This is a genomic window from Flavobacterium flavipallidum, from assembly GCF_038289905.1.
GTDB classification, from domain to species: Bacteria; Bacteroidota; Bacteroidia; order Flavobacteriales; family Flavobacteriaceae; genus Flavobacterium; species Flavobacterium flavipallidum.
The window spans coordinates 19,022-36,659 of the sequence record NZ_JBBYHU010000008.1 but is presented as its reverse complement, the minus strand read 5'-3'; the positions used below and the strand labels follow the sequence as shown (position 1 = coordinate 36,659).

The 17,638-nt window shown below is 34.4% G+C and carries 18 protein-coding genes; 14 read left to right on the top strand and 4 right to left on the bottom strand.

Annotated elements, in window-relative coordinates; genetic code table 11:
• Positions 1 to 674: 674 nt before the first annotated feature.
• The 13 genes from AAEO59_RS05980 to AAEO59_RS05920 all read left to right on the top strand — a co-directional run bounded on the left by AAEO59_RS05980 (position 675) and on the right by AAEO59_RS05920 (position 13,459).
• The gene (locus tag AAEO59_RS05980) at positions 675 to 1,529 is read left to right on the top strand and encodes a glycoside hydrolase family 16 protein (RefSeq protein WP_341699828.1); all 855 of its coding nucleotides are present in this window, start codon (positions 675 to 677) and stop codon (positions 1,527 to 1,529) included.
• Positions 1,530 to 1,533: 4 nt separating this feature from the next.
• A complete protein-coding gene (locus AAEO59_RS05975) occupies positions 1,534 to 2,646 on the top strand; it encodes a glycoside hydrolase family 43 protein (RefSeq protein WP_341699827.1) in 1,113 nt (370 codons plus the stop codon).
• A 16-nt stretch (positions 2,647 to 2,662) separates the two neighbouring features.
• Positions 2,663 to 3,862 carry a hypothetical protein gene (locus AAEO59_RS05970; RefSeq protein WP_341699826.1) on the top strand — a complete coding sequence of 400 codons (1,200 nt, stop codon included), beginning with the start codon at positions 2,663 to 2,665 and terminating at the stop codon, positions 3,860 to 3,862.
• Between the two features lie 127 nt (positions 3,863 to 3,989).
• On the top strand, positions 3,990 to 4,481 hold the full coding sequence (locus tag AAEO59_RS05965) for a DUF4488 domain-containing protein (RefSeq protein ID WP_341699825.1): 492 nt from the start codon (positions 3,990 to 3,992) through the stop codon (positions 4,479 to 4,481).
• A gap of 270 nt (positions 4,482 to 4,751) precedes the next feature.
• The gene (locus tag AAEO59_RS05960; RefSeq protein WP_341699824.1) at positions 4,752 to 5,750 is read left to right on the top strand and encodes an aldose epimerase family protein; all 999 of its coding nucleotides are present in this window, start codon (positions 4,752 to 4,754) and stop codon (positions 5,748 to 5,750) included.
• A gap of 46 nt (positions 5,751 to 5,796) precedes the next feature.
• On the top strand, positions 5,797 to 6,963 hold the full coding sequence (galK, locus tag AAEO59_RS05955) for a galactokinase (protein WP_066328311.1): 1,167 nt from the start codon (positions 5,797 to 5,799) through the stop codon (positions 6,961 to 6,963).
• A gap of 4 nt (positions 6,964 to 6,967) precedes the next feature.
• On the top strand, positions 6,968 to 8,020 hold the full coding sequence (locus AAEO59_RS05950; RefSeq protein ID WP_341699823.1) for a UDP-glucose--hexose-1-phosphate uridylyltransferase: 1,053 nt from the start codon (positions 6,968 to 6,970) through the stop codon (positions 8,018 to 8,020).
• A gap of 38 nt (positions 8,021 to 8,058) precedes the next feature.
• Positions 8,059 to 9,072, top strand: coding sequence for a UDP-glucose 4-epimerase GalE (galE, locus tag AAEO59_RS05945; RefSeq protein ID WP_341699822.1), 1,014 nt, complete (start codon positions 8,059 to 8,061; stop codon positions 9,070 to 9,072).
• Positions 9,073 to 9,122: 50 nt separating this feature from the next.
• Positions 9,123 to 10,808: a sodium/sugar symporter gene (locus AAEO59_RS05940; RefSeq protein WP_341699821.1), complete on the top strand. Its 1,686-nt coding sequence runs from the start codon at positions 9,123 to 9,125 to the stop codon at positions 10,806 to 10,808.
• Positions 10,809 to 10,950: 142 nt separating this feature from the next.
• Positions 10,951 to 11,388: an IS200/IS605 family transposase gene (gene tnpA, locus AAEO59_RS05935; RefSeq protein ID WP_341699820.1), complete on the top strand. Its 438-nt coding sequence runs from the start codon at positions 10,951 to 10,953 to the stop codon at positions 11,386 to 11,388.
• 226 nt (positions 11,389 to 11,614) lie between these two features.
• Positions 11,615 to 11,932 (top strand): GNAT family N-acetyltransferase, encoded by a 318-nt coding sequence (locus tag AAEO59_RS05930; RefSeq protein WP_341699819.1) that lies wholly within the window; start codon positions 11,615 to 11,617, stop codon positions 11,930 to 11,932.
• Positions 11,933 to 11,960: 28 nt separating this feature from the next.
• Positions 11,961 to 12,575: a hydrolase gene (locus AAEO59_RS05925; RefSeq protein WP_341699818.1), complete on the top strand. Its 615-nt coding sequence runs from the start codon at positions 11,961 to 11,963 to the stop codon at positions 12,573 to 12,575.
• A 2-nt stretch (positions 12,576 to 12,577) separates the two neighbouring features.
• A complete protein-coding gene (locus tag AAEO59_RS05920) occupies positions 12,578 to 13,459 on the top strand; it encodes a pirin family protein (protein WP_341699817.1) in 882 nt (293 codons plus the stop codon).
• A gap of 121 nt (positions 13,460 to 13,580) precedes the next feature.
• Here AAEO59_RS05920 and AAEO59_RS05915 read toward each other — a convergent pair whose 3' ends face one another.
• The 3 genes from AAEO59_RS05915 to AAEO59_RS05905 form a co-directional block, all read right to left on the bottom strand.
• Positions 13,581 to 14,114, bottom strand: a complete 534-nt coding sequence (locus AAEO59_RS05915; protein ID WP_341699816.1) for a hypothetical protein — start codon at positions 14,112 to 14,114, stop codon at positions 13,581 to 13,583.
• A gap of 188 nt (positions 14,115 to 14,302) precedes the next feature.
• Entirely contained in the window at positions 14,303 to 14,743 is a 441-nt protein-coding gene (locus AAEO59_RS05910) for a LexA family protein (RefSeq protein ID WP_341699815.1), read from the bottom strand.
• A complete protein-coding gene (locus AAEO59_RS05905; protein WP_341699814.1) occupies positions 14,734 to 16,008 on the bottom strand; it encodes a Y-family DNA polymerase in 1,275 nt (424 codons plus the stop codon). The genes AAEO59_RS05910 and AAEO59_RS05905 overlap by 10 nt, the downstream gene beginning before the upstream one ends.
• A gap of 286 nt (positions 16,009 to 16,294) precedes the next feature.
• Here AAEO59_RS05905 and AAEO59_RS05900 point away from each other — a divergent pair, with 286 nt between their 5' ends.
• Positions 16,295 to 16,696 carry a hypothetical protein gene (locus AAEO59_RS05900; RefSeq protein ID WP_341699813.1) on the top strand — a complete coding sequence of 134 codons (402 nt, stop codon included), beginning with the start codon at positions 16,295 to 16,297 and terminating at the stop codon, positions 16,694 to 16,696.
• Positions 16,697 to 16,748: 52 nt separating this feature from the next.
• On the opposite strand, the gene AAEO59_RS05895 is transcribed toward AAEO59_RS05900, so the two are convergent.
• The gene (locus tag AAEO59_RS05895; RefSeq protein ID WP_341699812.1) at positions 16,749 to 17,618 is read right to left on the bottom strand and encodes an AraC family transcriptional regulator; all 870 of its coding nucleotides are present in this window, start codon (positions 17,616 to 17,618) and stop codon (positions 16,749 to 16,751) included.
• Positions 17,619 to 17,638: the final 20 nt, after the last annotated feature.

Genomic DNA, 17,638 nt, shown 5'->3' with positions numbered 1-17,638 from the left:
AGAGCTAATCGTAGAAGTGATATTCAAAAATTTAAGGGTAATGTTTTTGGAAACATCTTTGATAAATAAAACAAAGATCATTAATGTCATTTCTACGAGAAGCTTTATGCTATTTTAGTCAACAGCTTTTATTGTATTTGATTAGAATGTAGGGGATTGATATAGATAAAATCAATTGTTTTTTTAGTATTACTTTTTTTAATTGTACTATAGGCATAATTAGTGTGTTGGATTTATTTTTAGTAATATTTTGTTTTAACAAGATTTAGGCTATTTTTTTAGTAAATATTTCCTTTTTTATATGTTGGGTAGCTGCTGTAAATTCAATGTTTAATCGAAATAATATCATTTATAAATAGTGTTTTTATGAGGCTTATGATTTTTGTTATTATCATTTTAAATGTCAAATGAAAAAACACACTTTTTTAATGTTGGTTTTTCTGAAGTTAATAAGTGGGATCAATAAAATGGAGTAATGATTATTTATCACATATTAATATGTTAGATAAATTATGAAAGCACAAGGTTTTAAAAGATAAAGTTGTAATGAGTTGGCAATTAAGTTCGTAATTTATTTTAAGTGGTATGTCTGTTTTGGAATTTTAAAACATACTGCTGTAGTTGAGTGCTTCTTTAGTGGTAATAAAGTAGATTAATATGATAAAGTTTGGGATATGAAGTCGTCATTGTTAAATTTTTTAGGATTAGGGATAGTAATAATTGCTGTTTATTGTTTTTTTTCTTTAGAAAAACAACCTCAAATATATTCAGGATATAAGTTAGTTTGGAGCGATGAGTTTTCAGTTAATGGCTCTCCCAATGAGAATAACTGGAATTATGAAACCGGTTTTGTTCGAAACCACGAAGAACAATGGTATCAAAAAGAAAATGCTTATTGTCAAAATGGGTTTTTAATTATTGAAGCAAAAAAAGAGCACAAAGTTAATCCTGATTTTATTTCTAAAAGTCACAAGGATTGGAACAAAAAAAGAGATTCTATAAAAGTTACATCTTCCTGTTTAATTACACGTGGTAAACATTCTTGGAAATATGGACGATTTGAAATGAGGGCGAAAATACCTGTTGGTAAAGGAATGTGGCCGGCATTTTGGACATTAGGAGTAAAAGGAAACTGGCCTGCAAATGGAGAAATTGACATTATGGAATATTATAAAGGGAAAATTTTGGCTAATGTAGCTTGGAAATCAGATAAGGTGGATACTGAATGGGATAGTTTTTCTCAATTATTAAGTGATTTTAAAAAGGACAATTGGGCGGATAAATTTCATATATGGAGAATGGATTGGGATGCTAATTTTATCAGATTGTATGTCGATAATCAGCTTTTGAATGAAACAATTATTAGCGATACAATGCAAGGGAAAAATCAAATGATTTTACCTTTTAGACAACCTCATTATTTATTACTCAATTTGGCTGTAGGTGGAGATCAGGGTGGAAGTTTCAATTCGGAAAGTTTTCCTTCTAAATATATTATCGATTACGTAAGAGTTTACCAAAAAAGATAGTCAAATGAAACAAGTTTGTTTAGTAATATTCTTTTTTAGTCTGACAACTGCTGCAGTTTTTAGTCAGAACAAAGTTTTTATTCCGGGAAAGGAATGGTTAGATACTGATGGAATACATATAAATGCGCATGGTGGAGGAATTTTATTTAAGAAAGGCGTCTATTATTGGTATGGTGAACATAAAACATCCGGAAGTCAAGGTAATACTGCTTTAATGGGTGTTCGTTGTTATTCTTCAACTGATTTATACCATTGGAGAAATGAAGGGATTGTCCTAAAAGTTGAAACCGATTTGAATTCTGAAATTACAAAAGGATGTGTTATTGAACGTCCTAAAGTTGTTTTTAATGAAAAAACAGGAAAGTATATCATGTGGTTTCATCTGGAGTTGAAGGGAAAAGGTTATGAAGCTGCAAAAGCTGCTGTAGCTGTTAGTGATACCCCTAAAGGGCCATTCAAGTTTTTAAAATCTTATCGTCCTAATAAAGGGGTTTGGCCGTTGAATTTTGAAGACCAATATAAAACCGCAAATGTTGACGAAAGTCAGTTAAAGTGGTGGACTCCTGAATGGATGAGTCAAATAAAAAATGGAATGTTTGTTCGTAAAGATTATGTAAATGGGCAGATGTCAAGAGATATGACGGTTTATGTTGATGATGATCAAAAAGCTTATTTGATCTATTCTTCTGAAGAAAATTTGACACTTCATATTGCTGAATTAACGAATGATTATTTAGGTTTTACCGGAAAATGGGTTAGACTAGAACCAGGTGGTCATAATGAGGCTCCAACTATTTTTAAAACAGGAGGTGTATATTATATGATTACTTCGGGATGTACAGGCTGGGATCCTAATGCAGCTCGTTCTTTTAGATCAAAATCAATATGGGGACCTTGGGAAGCTATGGGGAATCCGTGCGTAGGAGAGGGAGCATTATTGACCTTTAAATCTCAAGGAACATATATCTTGCCTATACAAGGTAAAAATGAACAATTCATTTTTATGGCTGATCGTTGGAATCCTAAAAAACCTATAGATGGGACTTATGTATGGCTTCCAATAGAGTTTGAAGATAAAAGGCCTGTTTTGAAATGGATGGATAAATGGAATTTATAAATTAAAAATTAACATTATGAAAAAAGGTATTAATGTATTATTGTTATTATTTCTAGTAGTTTGTGCTTGCTCTTCAGGAAGTTCTTCAGTGGATCCAGTATCAGAAGAAAATAATAATAATCTGGGGGTTTTAGCAACAATATCTACAAATGAAGCCGAAAGTATTTTGTCAACCGAGGCCGTTATCTGGGGTAAAATTGAAAATAATGGCGGTACAAGTGTTACCGAAAGAGGTATATGTTACAGTAAACAAATAGATCCTGAATATGAAGATTCAAAAAGTAAAGCGAATTTAGTAATGGGTTCGGGTGACTTTAAAAGTAGTCTTAAAAACTTGGATGGTGAGACAGTTTATTATGCACGTGCATATGCAGTAAATAAAAAAGGTATTGCTTATGGTAATCAGGTTTCTTTTAAAACGACAGATATAGCTTCTCCTCTATTGGTCTTTGGAAGAGTTAAAGTAGCTGGTGCTCAAGATATATTTTTGGATGTAGAGTTAAAAGAACATGGTGATTTAACGATTCAAGAAATTGGTGTGGTTTACGGTACTTCGAGAGAACCTACAGTTGCTAATAGTAAAATAAAAAGGACAAGTATTGAAAGTAAGTTTAAGCAACGTATTACAGGATTAACACCTGAAACAATATATTATGTTAGACCTTATGCAATTACTTCCCAAAAGACTTTGTATGGTCAAGAGTTTGCAATAAGTACTATTAGAAAAGGTAATTTTACTTATTCGTTTAACCAAAATGGAGCAGATGCAGCTACTGTTACCAGAATAAAAGCAGCTTTTGATTTGGCTACAACTTATTATAATAATTTTACATCTATAGTGAAACATGTTACCGTAAATTATTCTCCGGGCACTCCGACAGCAGATGCCAATTTTGCAGGATGGATTAACATGGGTTCCAATGTAGGTTATCAAAAAGCAGGAACAGCCATGCATGAAATGGCTCATTCAGTAGGAGTTGGAACGCATACTAAATATTGGGAATTAATGACTGGTGGAACATGGGATGGTACTAGAGCTAATGAAATTTTGCAGATGATGACAAATGATCCTACAGCAGTAGTAAAAGGAGATAATACCCATTTTTGGCCTTATGGTGTCAATGGTGCACATGAGGATGACGGAAGTGATTTTCTATATATGATGAATGCTTTAATTTTACAAGGGATGAAAACGGATGGAATGCCAAGTAATTAATCTTAAATAAGAATTTGTAATAAAAGCATAAATGGAACATTTCATTTATGCTTTTTTTAGTGGCTTTGTTTGGAAATTGCTACAACTGTTCTATTTAATTTTATTAGAATAACCAAAAAAACTTATTATGAAGCACATTCTTGTATTATTAATTGTTGTTTTTTCTGTAAAATTATCAGCACAGACAGAACAAAATCATATTCCTATTTCAAAATCAATTGTGGGTATTTGGCGCTTAATAGACGAAAGAAAACTGACAAATGGGGAATCAATAAGAATACTAACAGGGGACTACAAAGTAATTAATGCTGATGGTACTTATTATACGTTTGCAACTTTGCCCAATGAAACAATAATCGTACAATATGGATCTTACGAAATAGAGTCAGACAGTACTTTAGTGGAGCACATCATAGAGAATGTGCTACACCCTCGTTTAAGTGGAAAAGATTCACCTATTAAATATAATTTGATAGATGAGAATACCATGAGTGTTGCTTGGAGTTATAATCTTGAAGGAAAAATTTGGCTAAATGAAAAATGGATTCGTTTACCTTTGGCTGTGCCAAGAAGTGCCAGCGGTATAAATCTTGTGCAACCTGGGACTCAAAAGCATTAATTGCGATGATTAGAATTCGAATAAAAAACACAATAAACCAAACAATATAAAAATAAATATTTATCGATTTATATATCTAGGTTCTTTAATTTTTTTAAGTATCGAAGCATGAATAGAGTATCTGAAATTCGAAAGAATATTGGATTTTATTTATGCTTCGTTTTTTATCTAGTGGCTATATTTTAAAAACTGGTAGGTAGTGGTATAGTTTATATGTGGTTTATTTCTATTTTTGCGTTCTCAACCAATTAATAAAAATAAACCATATTTATGTCTATATCTGAAAATAATTCTGCTGAATTTTACGAATTAACTAATTCAAAAGGAGCAGTAGCAAAAGTAATCCCTTTTGGAGCTACATTGACTTCCTTAAAAATACCCGCCAAAAATAATCAATTAATTGATGTGGTTTTAGGGTTTGATACTGTTGAAGGATATGAAAAGTCTTTTCAATTAGATGGTAAGCCTTATATAGGAGCTACTGTAGGGCGTTATGCAGGTAGAATTAGTGAAGGAAAATTTGAATTAAACGGAAAATCGTATCAATTAGCCATTAACAATGGTGTTAATTCTTTACACGGTGGAATTGACAACTTTAGTCAAAAAAACTGGACAGTAGAATTAGTTACGACTGGCGAAAACCCATCAATTACCTTAAGTTATGTTAGTGCTGCCGGAGAAGAAAATTATCCGGGCGAATTATCAGTAAGTTTGACCTACACTTTGACGGAAGAAAACGAATTGATTCTGGATTACAAAGCAACAACTACCGAAGATACAGTTATCAACTTAACGCACCACAGTTATTTCAATTTGGACGGACATCAATCGGATGTTGCTGATCAGGATTTGGTGGTACATGCACAAAAAGTGGTAGAAACCAGAGAAGATTGTATCCCAACCGGGAATATTCTGGAGGTGGCTAATACGGTTTTTGATTACAGAACAGCCAAAAAATGTCCTCAAAATATCGATAATACTTTTGTAGTTGAAAACAATGATGAAGTAAAAGCGACTCTGTTTAGTCCAAAAACGAATTTAAAAATGGACGTTTATACCGATCAGCCGGGAGTTCATATTTATGTGGGCGGAAATTGTGGTCCTGATTTAAAAGGAAAAGAAAATGCAAGCTATCATGCTTTAAGTGGAATTTGTTTTGAAACTCAAAATTTCCCTGACGCTCCAAATCATGCTAATTTTCCAAGTTCGGTTTTGAAAAAAGGAGATATTTACACTCAAAAAACTACTTATAAATTTGAAGCTCTGTAATGAGGTTTTATCAAAATAATAGTAACACTATACCAATTTTTAACTAATGAATGATATTTTAATTAACAAAACGGCGGCTTCTTTTAAAGAAATCTTTGGTAATGAGCCAGATAAAATAGTGCTTTCTCCGGGAAGGATTAATATTATTGGAGAACATATTGATTATAACGACGGTTATGTTTTGCCCGCGGCTATCGATAAGATTATTTGCTTTGCTTTTGCAAAAAACAATACCAATACTTCCAGAGTAGTAGCTTTAGACCTGAATGACGAGTTTGAAATTGATGTTACGGCTGAGGTAAGTTTGGATAAAAACGAATGGACGAACTACATCAGAGGAATTATCAATCAATTAAAAATTAACGGATTCCAGTTTGAAGGGGTAAACTGTGTGTTTAGCAGTAATATTCCTGTTGGTTCCGGATTGTCTTCGTCTGCGGCTTTAGAATGTGGTTTCTTATTCGGGATGAACGATTTGTTTAATTTGAATATCAAACCTATTGATATTGCTTTGTTAGGTCAAAAATCAGAACATTGGGTGGGAATCAAATGCGGAATTATGGATCAGTTTTCCAGCGTTATGGGACAGGAAGACAAAGTGATCAAGATTGATTGCCGTACTTTAGAATATACGTATCACGATGCCAACTTTGCTGATTATTCGTTGATTTTGTTTGATTCAAATGTGAAACATTCGCTAATGACTTCGGCTTACAACGAAAGAAGACAGCAATGTGAAGAAGGAATTGCTATTGTAAAAGCGAATTTTCCTGAAATAAAAAGTTTTAGAGATTGTACCGAGCAAACCATTATTGACTTGAAAGACAAAATGAGTCATGACGTTTATAGACGTTCTCTTTTTGTTGTAAAAGAAATCAACCGTGTGATTCAGGCTTGTGAGGCTTTGGATAACGGAAAAATTGAATTCTTGGGCGAATTGATGTTTGCTACTCACGATGGTTTGTCTAAAGACTACGAGGTAAGCTGCGAAGAGTTGGATTTATTAGTTGATTTAGCCAAAGAAGAAGCTGCAGTTATCGGTTCCCGATTAATGGGAGGTGGTTTTGGAGGTTGTACCATCAACTTAGTTAAAAAAGGACACGAACAGGAAATTAAAGATAAATTCTCAAAATTATATACCGAAGCTTTCGGAATCGAATTGAAAATTTACGACGTGAAAGTAAGTAACGGAACATCACTATACACTAAATAATACTATGAGACAGTTTGATATTAATGAAGATCCGCATAGAAGATATAACCCTTTGATTAACGAATGGGTTTTAGTTTCACCACACCGCGCTAAAAGACCTTGGCAGGGACAAAAAGAAGCTATAAATACGGTTGCATTGCCTCAGTATGATCCGGAATGTTATTTATGCGCTGGTAATGTTCGTGCTAATGGCGAAGTAAATCCGCCTTACGAAAGCAGTTTTGTTTTCGAAAATGACTTTGCTGCTTTAAAACAGGAAGCAATAGCTTTTGTCGGAAATGCCGAAGGAAGTTTTTTTAAAGCACAACCGGAAAGAGGAATTTCAAGGGTAGTTTGCTTTTCGCCAAGACATGATTTGACTTTGCCGGAAATGGATGTGGATGGTATTGTAAATATTATTCATACCTGGCAAAAAGAATACACTACTTTAGGAAGTGTAGATTATATCAATCACGTTCAGATTTTTGAAAATAAAGGAAGCGTAATGGGATGTAGTAACCCGCATCCACACGGACAAATCTGGGCGCAGTCTTCTTTGCCAACGCAGGTTCAAAAAACACAGGATAATTTAAAAGCTTATTTTGATAAAAATGGAACTAATTTGTTGCAGGATTATCTAAACGAAGAGCTGAAAGTAAAAGAGCGCATTGTAGTAGAAAACGATCATTTTGCTGCGATTGTTCCTTTCTGGGCTATTTGGCCTTTTGAAACGATGATTATCAGTAAACGTCATATTACTAAAATCACTGATTTTACAGAGGATGAGGTTGCTGCTTTTGCTGAAGTTTTGAAAAAACTAACAACAAAGTATGATAATCTTTTCGAAACATCTTTCCCTTATTCATCTGGAATTCATCAGGCTCCAACAGATGGTGAAGAACATCCGGAATGGCAATTTCACATGCATTTCTATCCACCATTGTTGCGTTCGGCTTCCGTGAAAAAATTCATGGTAGGTTATGAAATGATGGGAGAATCTCAAAGAGATATTACTCCGGAGAAAAGTGCCGAAATGTTGCGAAATTTATCAGAGGTGCATTACAAACAAAATAAATAATCTTATCTTGTAGAACTGAAAAATAAAAATTTAATTATATGAAAATACTAGTAACGGGAGGTTTAGGTTTCATAGGTTCGCATACGGTAGTCGAATTGCAAAATGAAGGTTTTGAGGTGGTTGTGGTTGATAATTTATCCAATTCATCTGAAGATGTTTTGCAAGGAATTGAAGCGATTACGGGTAAAAAACCACTTTTTGAAAAACTGGATTTAAGAGAAAAAGGAGCTGTTCAGGATTTTTTCAAAAAACATGCTGATGTAAATGGAGTAATTCATTTTGCAGCTTCAAAAGCAGTTGGCGAAAGCGTAGGGAATCCATTGTTGTATTACGAGAACAACATTAGTGCCCTTGTATATATATTGCAGGAATTGGAGAAAAAGGAAAATGCTAATTTTATTTTCAGCTCTTCTTGTACGGTTTATGGTCAGGCCAAGACAATGCCTATCAATGAAGGTTCAGAAGTACAACCAGCTATGTCTCCTTATGGAAACACTAAACAAATTGGAGAAGAAATTATTACCGATGTAGCTAAAGTAAGTGGGATTAACGCTATTTTATTGCGCTATTTTAACCCAATTGGGGCGCATCCTTCAGCCGAAATTGGTGAATTGCCTCTAGGAATTCCACAAAATTTAGTGCCATTTATTACACAAACAGGAATTGGGTTGCGTAAAGAATTATTGGTTTATGGAAATGATTATCCAACTCCGGACGGGACTTGTATTCGTGATTACATTCATGTAGTGGATTTGGCTAAAGCACACGTTATAGCTTTACAACGTTTATTGAATAAAAAGAATCAGGATAAAGTAGAAACTTTTAACCTTGGAACAGGGGTAGGAAGTTCTGTTTTAGAGGTAATCAATGCTTTTGAAAAAGTTAGTGGACAAAAATTAGCCTATCGTATTGTAGAAAGAAGAGATGGAGATGTTACTGAGGCTTATGCCAATACTGACAAAGCTAATGATGTATTGGGTTGGAAAACTCAATCTACACTAGAAGAAGCGATGGAAAGTGCCTGGAAATGGGAACAAAAAATAAGAAGCTAAAATTTTCTGGAATAAATAGTTTACCAATTAATAATTTTAAATAATAATTTATGAGCTCAAGTCTCGAATTTGCAGATTATGCAGTATTTATAATCTACTTTTTAATAGTATCCATTTACGGATATATCATCTACCGCAAGCGCGAAAAAAACGAACACGATGCTAAGGCGTATTTCTTAGCCGAAGGAACTTTAACCTGGTGGGCTATTGGAGCTTCGCTTATTGCTTCTAACATTTCAGCTGAGCAGTTTATCGGAATGAGTGGGGAAGGATTCTTCTTAGGTATTGCAGTTGCTGCTTACGAATGGGTAGCTGCTATCGCTTTGATTATTATTGCAATTTGGTTTATTCCTGTTTATTTGAAAAACAAGATTTATACCATGCCGCAATTCTTAACAACTCGTTACAACGAAACCACGGCTTTGATCATGGCGGTTTTCTGGTTGTTCTTGTATGTTTTTGTAAACTTGACTTCTATTTTATACTTAGGGGCTGTAGCTATTAACGGATTAGCAGGAGGTGAATACCTTCACGCAATCATGTTAGGATTAGCAATTTTTGCTTTGATTATCTCTCTTGGAGGTATGAAAGTAGTTGCTTATACTGACGTTATTCAGGTGGCAGTATTGATTATTGGAGGTTTGGTTACTTCTTATATCGCTTTAACAACCGTAGGAGAATATTTTGGAGTTGGTAAAGATGCTATTGCGGGTTTCAACGTATTGATGCAGGAAGCTCCGGAGCATTTCAAAATGATTATTCCTAGACCTACGGCTACATCTACACAGTTAGAAATTGACAAATACCTTACTTTCCCGGGTATGCTATCTTATTTAGCTGGTATCTGGATTATCAACCTGAACTACTGGGGATGTAACCAATACATTACACAAAGAGCGCTTGGAGCTGATTTAACAACTGCTCGTACAGGTATTTTGTTTGCAGGTTTATTAAAATTATTAATGCCTGTAATTGTAATGTTGCCAGGTATTGCAGCTTATGTTTTATACCAAGGAGGTCATTTACCACAATTAGTAGGAGGAAAAGACGGAGCTTACTCGGCGATGTTGACTTTCTTGCCTACAGGATTAAAAGGATTATCAGTTGCGGCTTTGACTGCTGCAATTGTAGCTTCATTGGCAGGTAAAGTAAACAGTATTTCTACAATCTATACTTTAGATGTTCATAAAAAATACATTCAAAAAGGAGCTTCAGACAGAGCTCAGGTAAACATTGGTCGTTATGCTGTTTTTGCTTCAATGGTTTTGGCAGTATTATTTACTTGGAATGACGTACTAGGAATTGGTGGAGTAGGAGGATTTACCTATATCCAAAAATATACAGGATTCATTAGTCCAGGAGTATTTGCGATGTTCTTTTTAGGTATGTTCTGGAAGAGAACAACAGGAACAGCTGCAATTGTTGGGGTGTTAGCAGGATTCTTATTGTCAGTATTGTTTAATGAATATGCACCAGCATTATTTGGAAACGAAACTTTCTTATACACGGCTTATTCAAACGGAAAAGGATTGTATGAAATTCCATTCCACATCTGTATGGGATTATCGTTCATGTTTACGATGTTACTGATGATTGGAATCAGTTTTGCAGGGCCAAAAGTAAATCCTAAAGCTTTTGAATTGGATACTGAAATGTTCAAGGTAAAACCTCAAACAACAGTATTAATCATTATTACATTATTAATTATCGCTGCTTTATACGTGAAGTTCTGGTAAAAGAAAATAATAGTTTTAAATGTGAAAATGTGGAGTCGAATTCGTTTGACTCCGCATTTTTTATTGGTCTCAGATTCGGGTTTAAAACCCTGCAATTTATTGCAGTACTTTAGTAATGCGAAAAAATCTTTATCTTTAGTTTATGAGTACAGATTTAAGAAAAGGTTCGCACACGGTAAGCAGATTAACCTGTCACATTGTTTGGGTTACGAAATATCGTTTTAAAGTTTTGAAAGGAGATGTCCAAAAGTGCTGTCGTGAACTTTTGATACAGATATGTGAAGCAGAAGGGATTGAAATTTTGAAAGGAGTTGTCAGTTCAGATCATGTTCATATGCATATAGAATATGCTCCAAAGCAGAATGTTAGCACTATTTTGAAAAATTTAAAAGGACGAACTTCAAGAAAGCTTCAGATGGAATTTCCAGAACTTCGAGCAAAATATTGGGGGCAACATTTTTGGGCAAGCGGTTATGGAGTTTGGAGTACAGGAAATATTACAGATGAGATGGTAAATGAATATTTAGAACATCATAGAAAAAAAGATAGTGACGATAATTCAAATTTCATTCTCGAATGAAATAAAACGAGGGACTTTCAGTCCCTCGTAAAGCAAACCTCTGCACCTTCAGTGCAGAGTGGTTTAGTTGGATTACGATCAAATGTGATTTGTTTTACCTTCTTAATATAGATTAAGATGTTTCCTTTTTGAGAATCGTAAATTTGTTAAACAAAAAATAAGATATATGAGGATAAGCACCAATTAGCTTGTCGTTTTTATCAAATAACCGTTTAATAATCTAAGTATGAAACCAGAATTCGAAAATATTCCTCTTGTCAAAAATGTTGCAGAACAGCAGTTTGAAATTACTGTTGAAGGACATAAAGCCTTTATTGTTTACAAAGAACACTCCAATGTTATCTCTTTAATCCATACCGAAGTTGGACCTGAATTGGAAGGGAAAGGTGCAGCTACTGCTGTAATTGAGAAAACATTGGCTTATATTGAGGATAATAATTACAAACTCATCCCGCTTTGTCCGTTAGTGTTTGCCTACATCAAAAGACATGCTGAATGGAAACGCATTGTTGATGCTGGTTTTCACGGATTCAATTTCTTATAATTAATCAATTTAACCTTACACCATTACTATGAGCAGTATATCACCCATTCGAGACCCCAAAAATGATCATTTGCTAAGTCCTGAAAATGCAGCACTTATTATTATTGACTATCAACCCATTCAGGTATCCTCAATCAAATCGATGGATCAAACCCATTTAGTGGAGCAAATTGTACGTTTGGCCAAAACGGCAAAAGTGTTTAATATACCTGTAATTCTATCAACTGTAAATGTTCAAACGGGTAGAAATCAGGATACGATTGCTCCTTTAAAAGAAGTTTTAGCTGATACGGTGTCTTACGACCGCACCAGTATTAATGCTTGGGAAGATAAAGAATTTTATGAAGCTGTCAAGGCTACAGGAAGGAAAAAACTAATCATGGCGGCACTTTGGACAGAAGCCTGTTTAACGTTCCCCGCCCTTGATGCTTTAAGAGAAGGTTTTGAGGTTTATCCTGTTGCTGATGCTGTAGGTGGGACTTCATCTGAAGCGCATACCATTGCATTGCGAAGAATAGAACAGGCAGGTAGCCAACTCATTTCGGTAAACCAACTGCTTTGTGAATTACAGCGTGATTGGAATCGTGAGGAAACTGTTCCCGGATTTTTTGAAGTTTTATTTAAAGATGGAAAAATTATTTAATTATGTCAAATATTGAACAAATAATCGAAGAACGTGCAGCCGATATCGGTAATTTTCTTGTAGGTCGTTTGCTGCCGTTTCGTCAAAAAAGGGCTGTCGGGCCGTTTGTCTTTCTCGATCACATGGGACCGACACATTTATCGAATTATCAGAATCTGGATGTAGGACCGCATCCGCATATTGGGCTTTCCACGTTGACTTATCTTTTTGAAGGAAGTATCATGCACCGCGACAGTCTGGGGAGTGAGATTGAAATAAAACCGGGAGCCGTAAACTGGATGACTGCCGGGAAAGGTATTGTCCATTCTGAAAGAACCCCTGAATATTTGCGTAGTTCAGAGAAAATGCTTCATGGTTTTCAAATCTGGGTGGCGTTGCCAAAAGAATTGGAAAAAATGGAACCTTCTTTTGTACATATAGAAGAGAATGAAATTCCGCATTGGACAGAAAATGGTCTTTCGTTTAAATTGATTGCCGGAGAAGCTTTCGGGAGAAAATCAGGGGTGCCTGCTTACAGTCCGTTATATTTTATTGAAATTAAGAATACAAAGGCTCAGAAAGTGAATATTGGCAAGGATTTATTTGGAGAAAGTGCGCTGTATATCCTCGAAGGAAGCATTAAAAGCGAAGACACTGTTTTTGAGCCAAAACAAATTTTAGTTGCCAAAGAAAGTACGCTCTGTGAATTTGAAATGGGAGAAAATACAAGCGTTTATATTTTTGGAGGCGAAGCTTTTCCTGAAGAACGTTTTATTTATTGGAATTTTGTAGCTACCGACAAGGCAATGATTGAAGAAGCTAAAGAACGATGGATCCAACAGGCTTTTCCTAAGATTGCCGGAGAAACCGGATTTGTTCCTTTGCCTGCACCTCCTAAATTTTAAAATTGTCGATATAAGTCTTTTTAGGATTAAGTATAAATATGTAAACTTATTTCAGGACGAGACAAAGTGTAAAAAAACCTTCTCTTAGCAGAAGGTTTTTATATTGAAAACTAATTTTATATTAGAAGTGCAATGCAAATCCGATGTTTAATTGAAAAACATCATCATAAAAATCATCGTTTAATGATACATTATAACGAATCCCCGGCTCGATTGAAACGTTTTTGTTTAAGAAAATAGCATAACCTCCCTGTAAACCTAAATAGGAAGGGTTTTCATCGAAATCTTCATAATTCACTCCGTTATAAGAAATTTCTAAAGGGAATTTACCTGCGGCATAATACTTCAATCCTAATTTGTAAGCAAAGCTACTTGCAGAGTAATATTCGCCAAAAGCATCATCGTAAAAAGAAGTTTCTCCAAATCCTAATCCAAATTTTAAGGCTAATTTATCATCAACAAAATATCCTGCTTCAGCACCAATGTTATAGTCTGTTTGCCCGTCTTCTGACCATAAACCGATTGAAGTGTTTCCAACTTTCTCGCCAAAACCAGTGTTTGCTTCAATTAACCAACTTCCTTTAGAAACCTGCGATTGTGCATTGGCAAAACCAAATGCTAAAACAGCCATAGCTGCAAAAAATAATTTTTTCATTTTCTTTTCTATTTTTTTTAAACAAGAATGTAAAACGTATTTTGCAAGCATTTATTTTAGGGTTGTTTAATTAAAAAAGGATCAAAAATTATAGTGCTTAAAAAGCAACAACTTGGTCGTGGTTATCGAACGAAATAAAATTAGAAGAAACTAATCCTTGATGTCTTTACGGTTAAACCAGCAAAGATTCACATTTTTTTTATCACATAAGTCACAATTCCCCAAATGATGAGTTGGTTTTCTTCGGTGACTTTTATCGGAGTGTAACTACTGTTTTCGGGCATCAGGTAGAGGCAGTCTTTTTCCAGTTTGATGCGTTTTACGGTAAATTCACCATCAATATAGCAAATGGCAATTTTGTTGTCCTGCGGTTCAATGCTACGATCCACAACTAAAACATCTTTATCTTCGATACCGGCATCAATCATCGAATTGCCTTTTACTTTAATATAAAAGGTAGCCAGAGGATTTTCGCTTAACTCTTTATTCAAATCGATATTATTCTCCATGAAATCAGCTGCCGGCGAAGGAAATCCTGCCGAAACACCATCAGGAATGAAAGGAATTCGCAATTCGCTTTCAAAATCCGGTTTGTAAAAGCTGAGTTTTTGGTTTTTCTTTATAGACATCGTATTTCGAGAATCTCTTTGAAATTAGTGGTGTATTTGTGTGATAAATGATTCTGGTTCATATCCCAGGTGAGTTTCAGGTTTTGGCTGGCCAGTTTCACTTTGGTATCGCCAATTTTAGCGTTGAGACGATCCATCGTTTTCATTAGTGCTAAATGCTTTGGGTTTTCTTCTTCAAACAATTGAAATTGTTTCTGGTTTTCACTAATGATTTCGCTAACAATCACTCCTGCTTTTTTGAATTTTAAACCTTCATTTCCCTGATGTAATTGTTTGAATAAATCTACAGCAACGTTGGCAATAGTTAATGTCGAATTGGACGCGTATGGTAGTGTTATGGCTTTGTTGAAGTAATATTGTGCGCTAATTACAGAGTGTTTATCCACTACGAGCATTACGATTATGGTGTGACAACAGGATTTTTGTTTGCGTAATTTTTCGGCACAAACTGAGGCAAAAGTAGTGATTCGTTCCCTTAATAAATCAAAATCAGCGATTTGTTTGGGGAAACTTCGGGTAATGGCAATGCTTTTCTTTTGCTCCACGATAGGCTCTAAATCTAAAACTGATTTTCCTTCCAGTTCGGCTTTTAAACGTAGACCTGTTACGCCCATGGTATTTTTTATCCAGGCTTCGTGTTGTGGCTGAATAAAGTCAAAAGCCGTATTGATGTTGCGCATTTTGGCCTTTTTGGTTATTCGGTATCCAATGCCCCAAACATCTTCAATTTTAGTCCATTTTAAGGCTTTAATGCGTTTTTCTTCTGAATCAATGATATAAACACCCTTTGTTCTTTCTTGAAATTTTTTGGCAATTTTATTAGCAACTTTCGATAAGGCTTTAGTTTCTGCAAAGCCAACGCAAATCGGAATTCCAAGCCATTTTTGAACGCGTTGTTTCATTTGCAGTCCATAATTATGGTAATTTTTAACGTTGAGTCCGTCAAAATTCAGGAAAGCTTCGTCGATACTGTAAATTTCTATATTAGGCGTAAATTGATTTAGTATTGCCATTACACGACGGCTTAAATCGCCATAGAGTGGATAATTGGAAGAAAAGATTTTAATGTTCTTTTCTTTTATCAAGTCTTTAATTTGGAATGCCGGTGCGCCCATTGGAACTCCTTCTTCTTTAGCTTCATAACTTCTGGAAATAACACAGCCATCGTTGTTAGATAAAACCGCAATGGGTTTGCCGTTGAGTTCCGGTTGGAAAACACGTTCGCAGGACGCATAGAAATTATTACAATCGACTAAAGCATACATGGTACAAAATTACGCAATAGAGTTTTTTGCTGATGGAATTCGGAAGTTAATTTTTTTAATGTTTCTCCTCTTATTTTGTTTTTTTTGAAAAGATAATAAAGTGTAGTTTTTGTAGAAAAACTATGCTATATTAACCTTTTTATGTTTGAAATTATCTTTTTTTGACTAAAACGTTTTCGTTAAAGGTAATTTAGCATAGAAATATGAAAAGCTACTGTAGTTTAATTCTATGCTGGCATACTATCTTTGAACCATTAAAAGAAATATAAATCTAAAATTTCTAGTTATGAAAAAGATTTTAAAACTTAGTTTCGTATTAGTAGTTGTTTTATTAGCTATGAATACACATGCAACTGGTCATAAAACGGCTAAAGCCGAAAGAATCAGTTCTAAAAAGATGGTAACTTTTGCACTGAATGATGTGAATAAAGCTGAAGTTTCAATGTATGATTCAAATGATAAATTGTTGCATACTGAGAACGTTTATACTTTAAATTTAAATCCGTTGAAATCTTCAGAGAAAATTGTGAAGACTTATGATTTAAATCCTTTGGCTGACGGGGTATATTACCTGGTTGCAGAGTCTAAAACAAAAGTGGAGAAATATGAAATACTTGTAGTTAATGAAACTGCAACTATCATGTCAGATCCTTATTCAGTAGTTTATAAAACGGTTGCCGTTAAATAATTAAGATTGGTTAGTAGTGAAGAAGGTTCCTTTGGGAGCCTTTTTTTATGTTTCATTCAAAAACCGACTTTAATTCATGACGATAATCTGAAGCGTTTTTTCCGGTGAATTCTTTAAAAGATTTGTTGAAATGACTAAAGTTATTAAAACCACTTTCAAAAGCAATCTCGGTGATACTGATGGGTTTTTCGGCCAGTAATTTACAGGCATGAACTAATCGGTAATCATTTACGAATTTAGTAAAAGTTTTATGGGTTATTTTTTTAAAGTAACGACAAAATGAAGGTACAGTCATGCTTACTTTTTCGGCAATATCTTCCAGACTTATGTGTTCTTTAAAATTATCTTTTACATAGTTAAATATTAAATTAATTCTTTCGTTGTCCTGAACCTGCATTTCCATTCTGAAACCTTCAGCGTTTAATACGGTCGCATCTTCAGTGGCTAATTCAAGTTCGTTTAAGATTTCTATAATACTAAGTAGTCTTTCAAATGGAGTTTGTTCTTCCATTTTTCCGATTTTTTTTCCAATTTTCCTTTTGGTTTTTCCGCCAAAAGTTATCCCTGATTTTGCTTGGCTAAACAAGTTTTTAATGTTTCGCATTTCAGGAATATCAAAGAAATTTTCTCCCAGAAACTCGGGTTTCATTTGGATAACAATTTCGTTTTTATTTCCGGTAAGTTCATCGGTAAATCCGCAATGTGGCAAATTGCTACCAATTAAAGTTAAATCGCCGTTATTGTAATACGAGATATGACTTCCTACTTGGCGTTTACCTGTTCCACCGTTTACAAATATTAACTCAATTTCCGGATGATAATGCCAAAAATTGGAATTGTAATTAATGTTGTATTTGGTCAATGTAAACGAACTTCCAAATGAAGGCTCGATTATTTTGAGTGTTGGTGCATTCGGTTTCATTTTAGTTAGAGTTGGTTAAG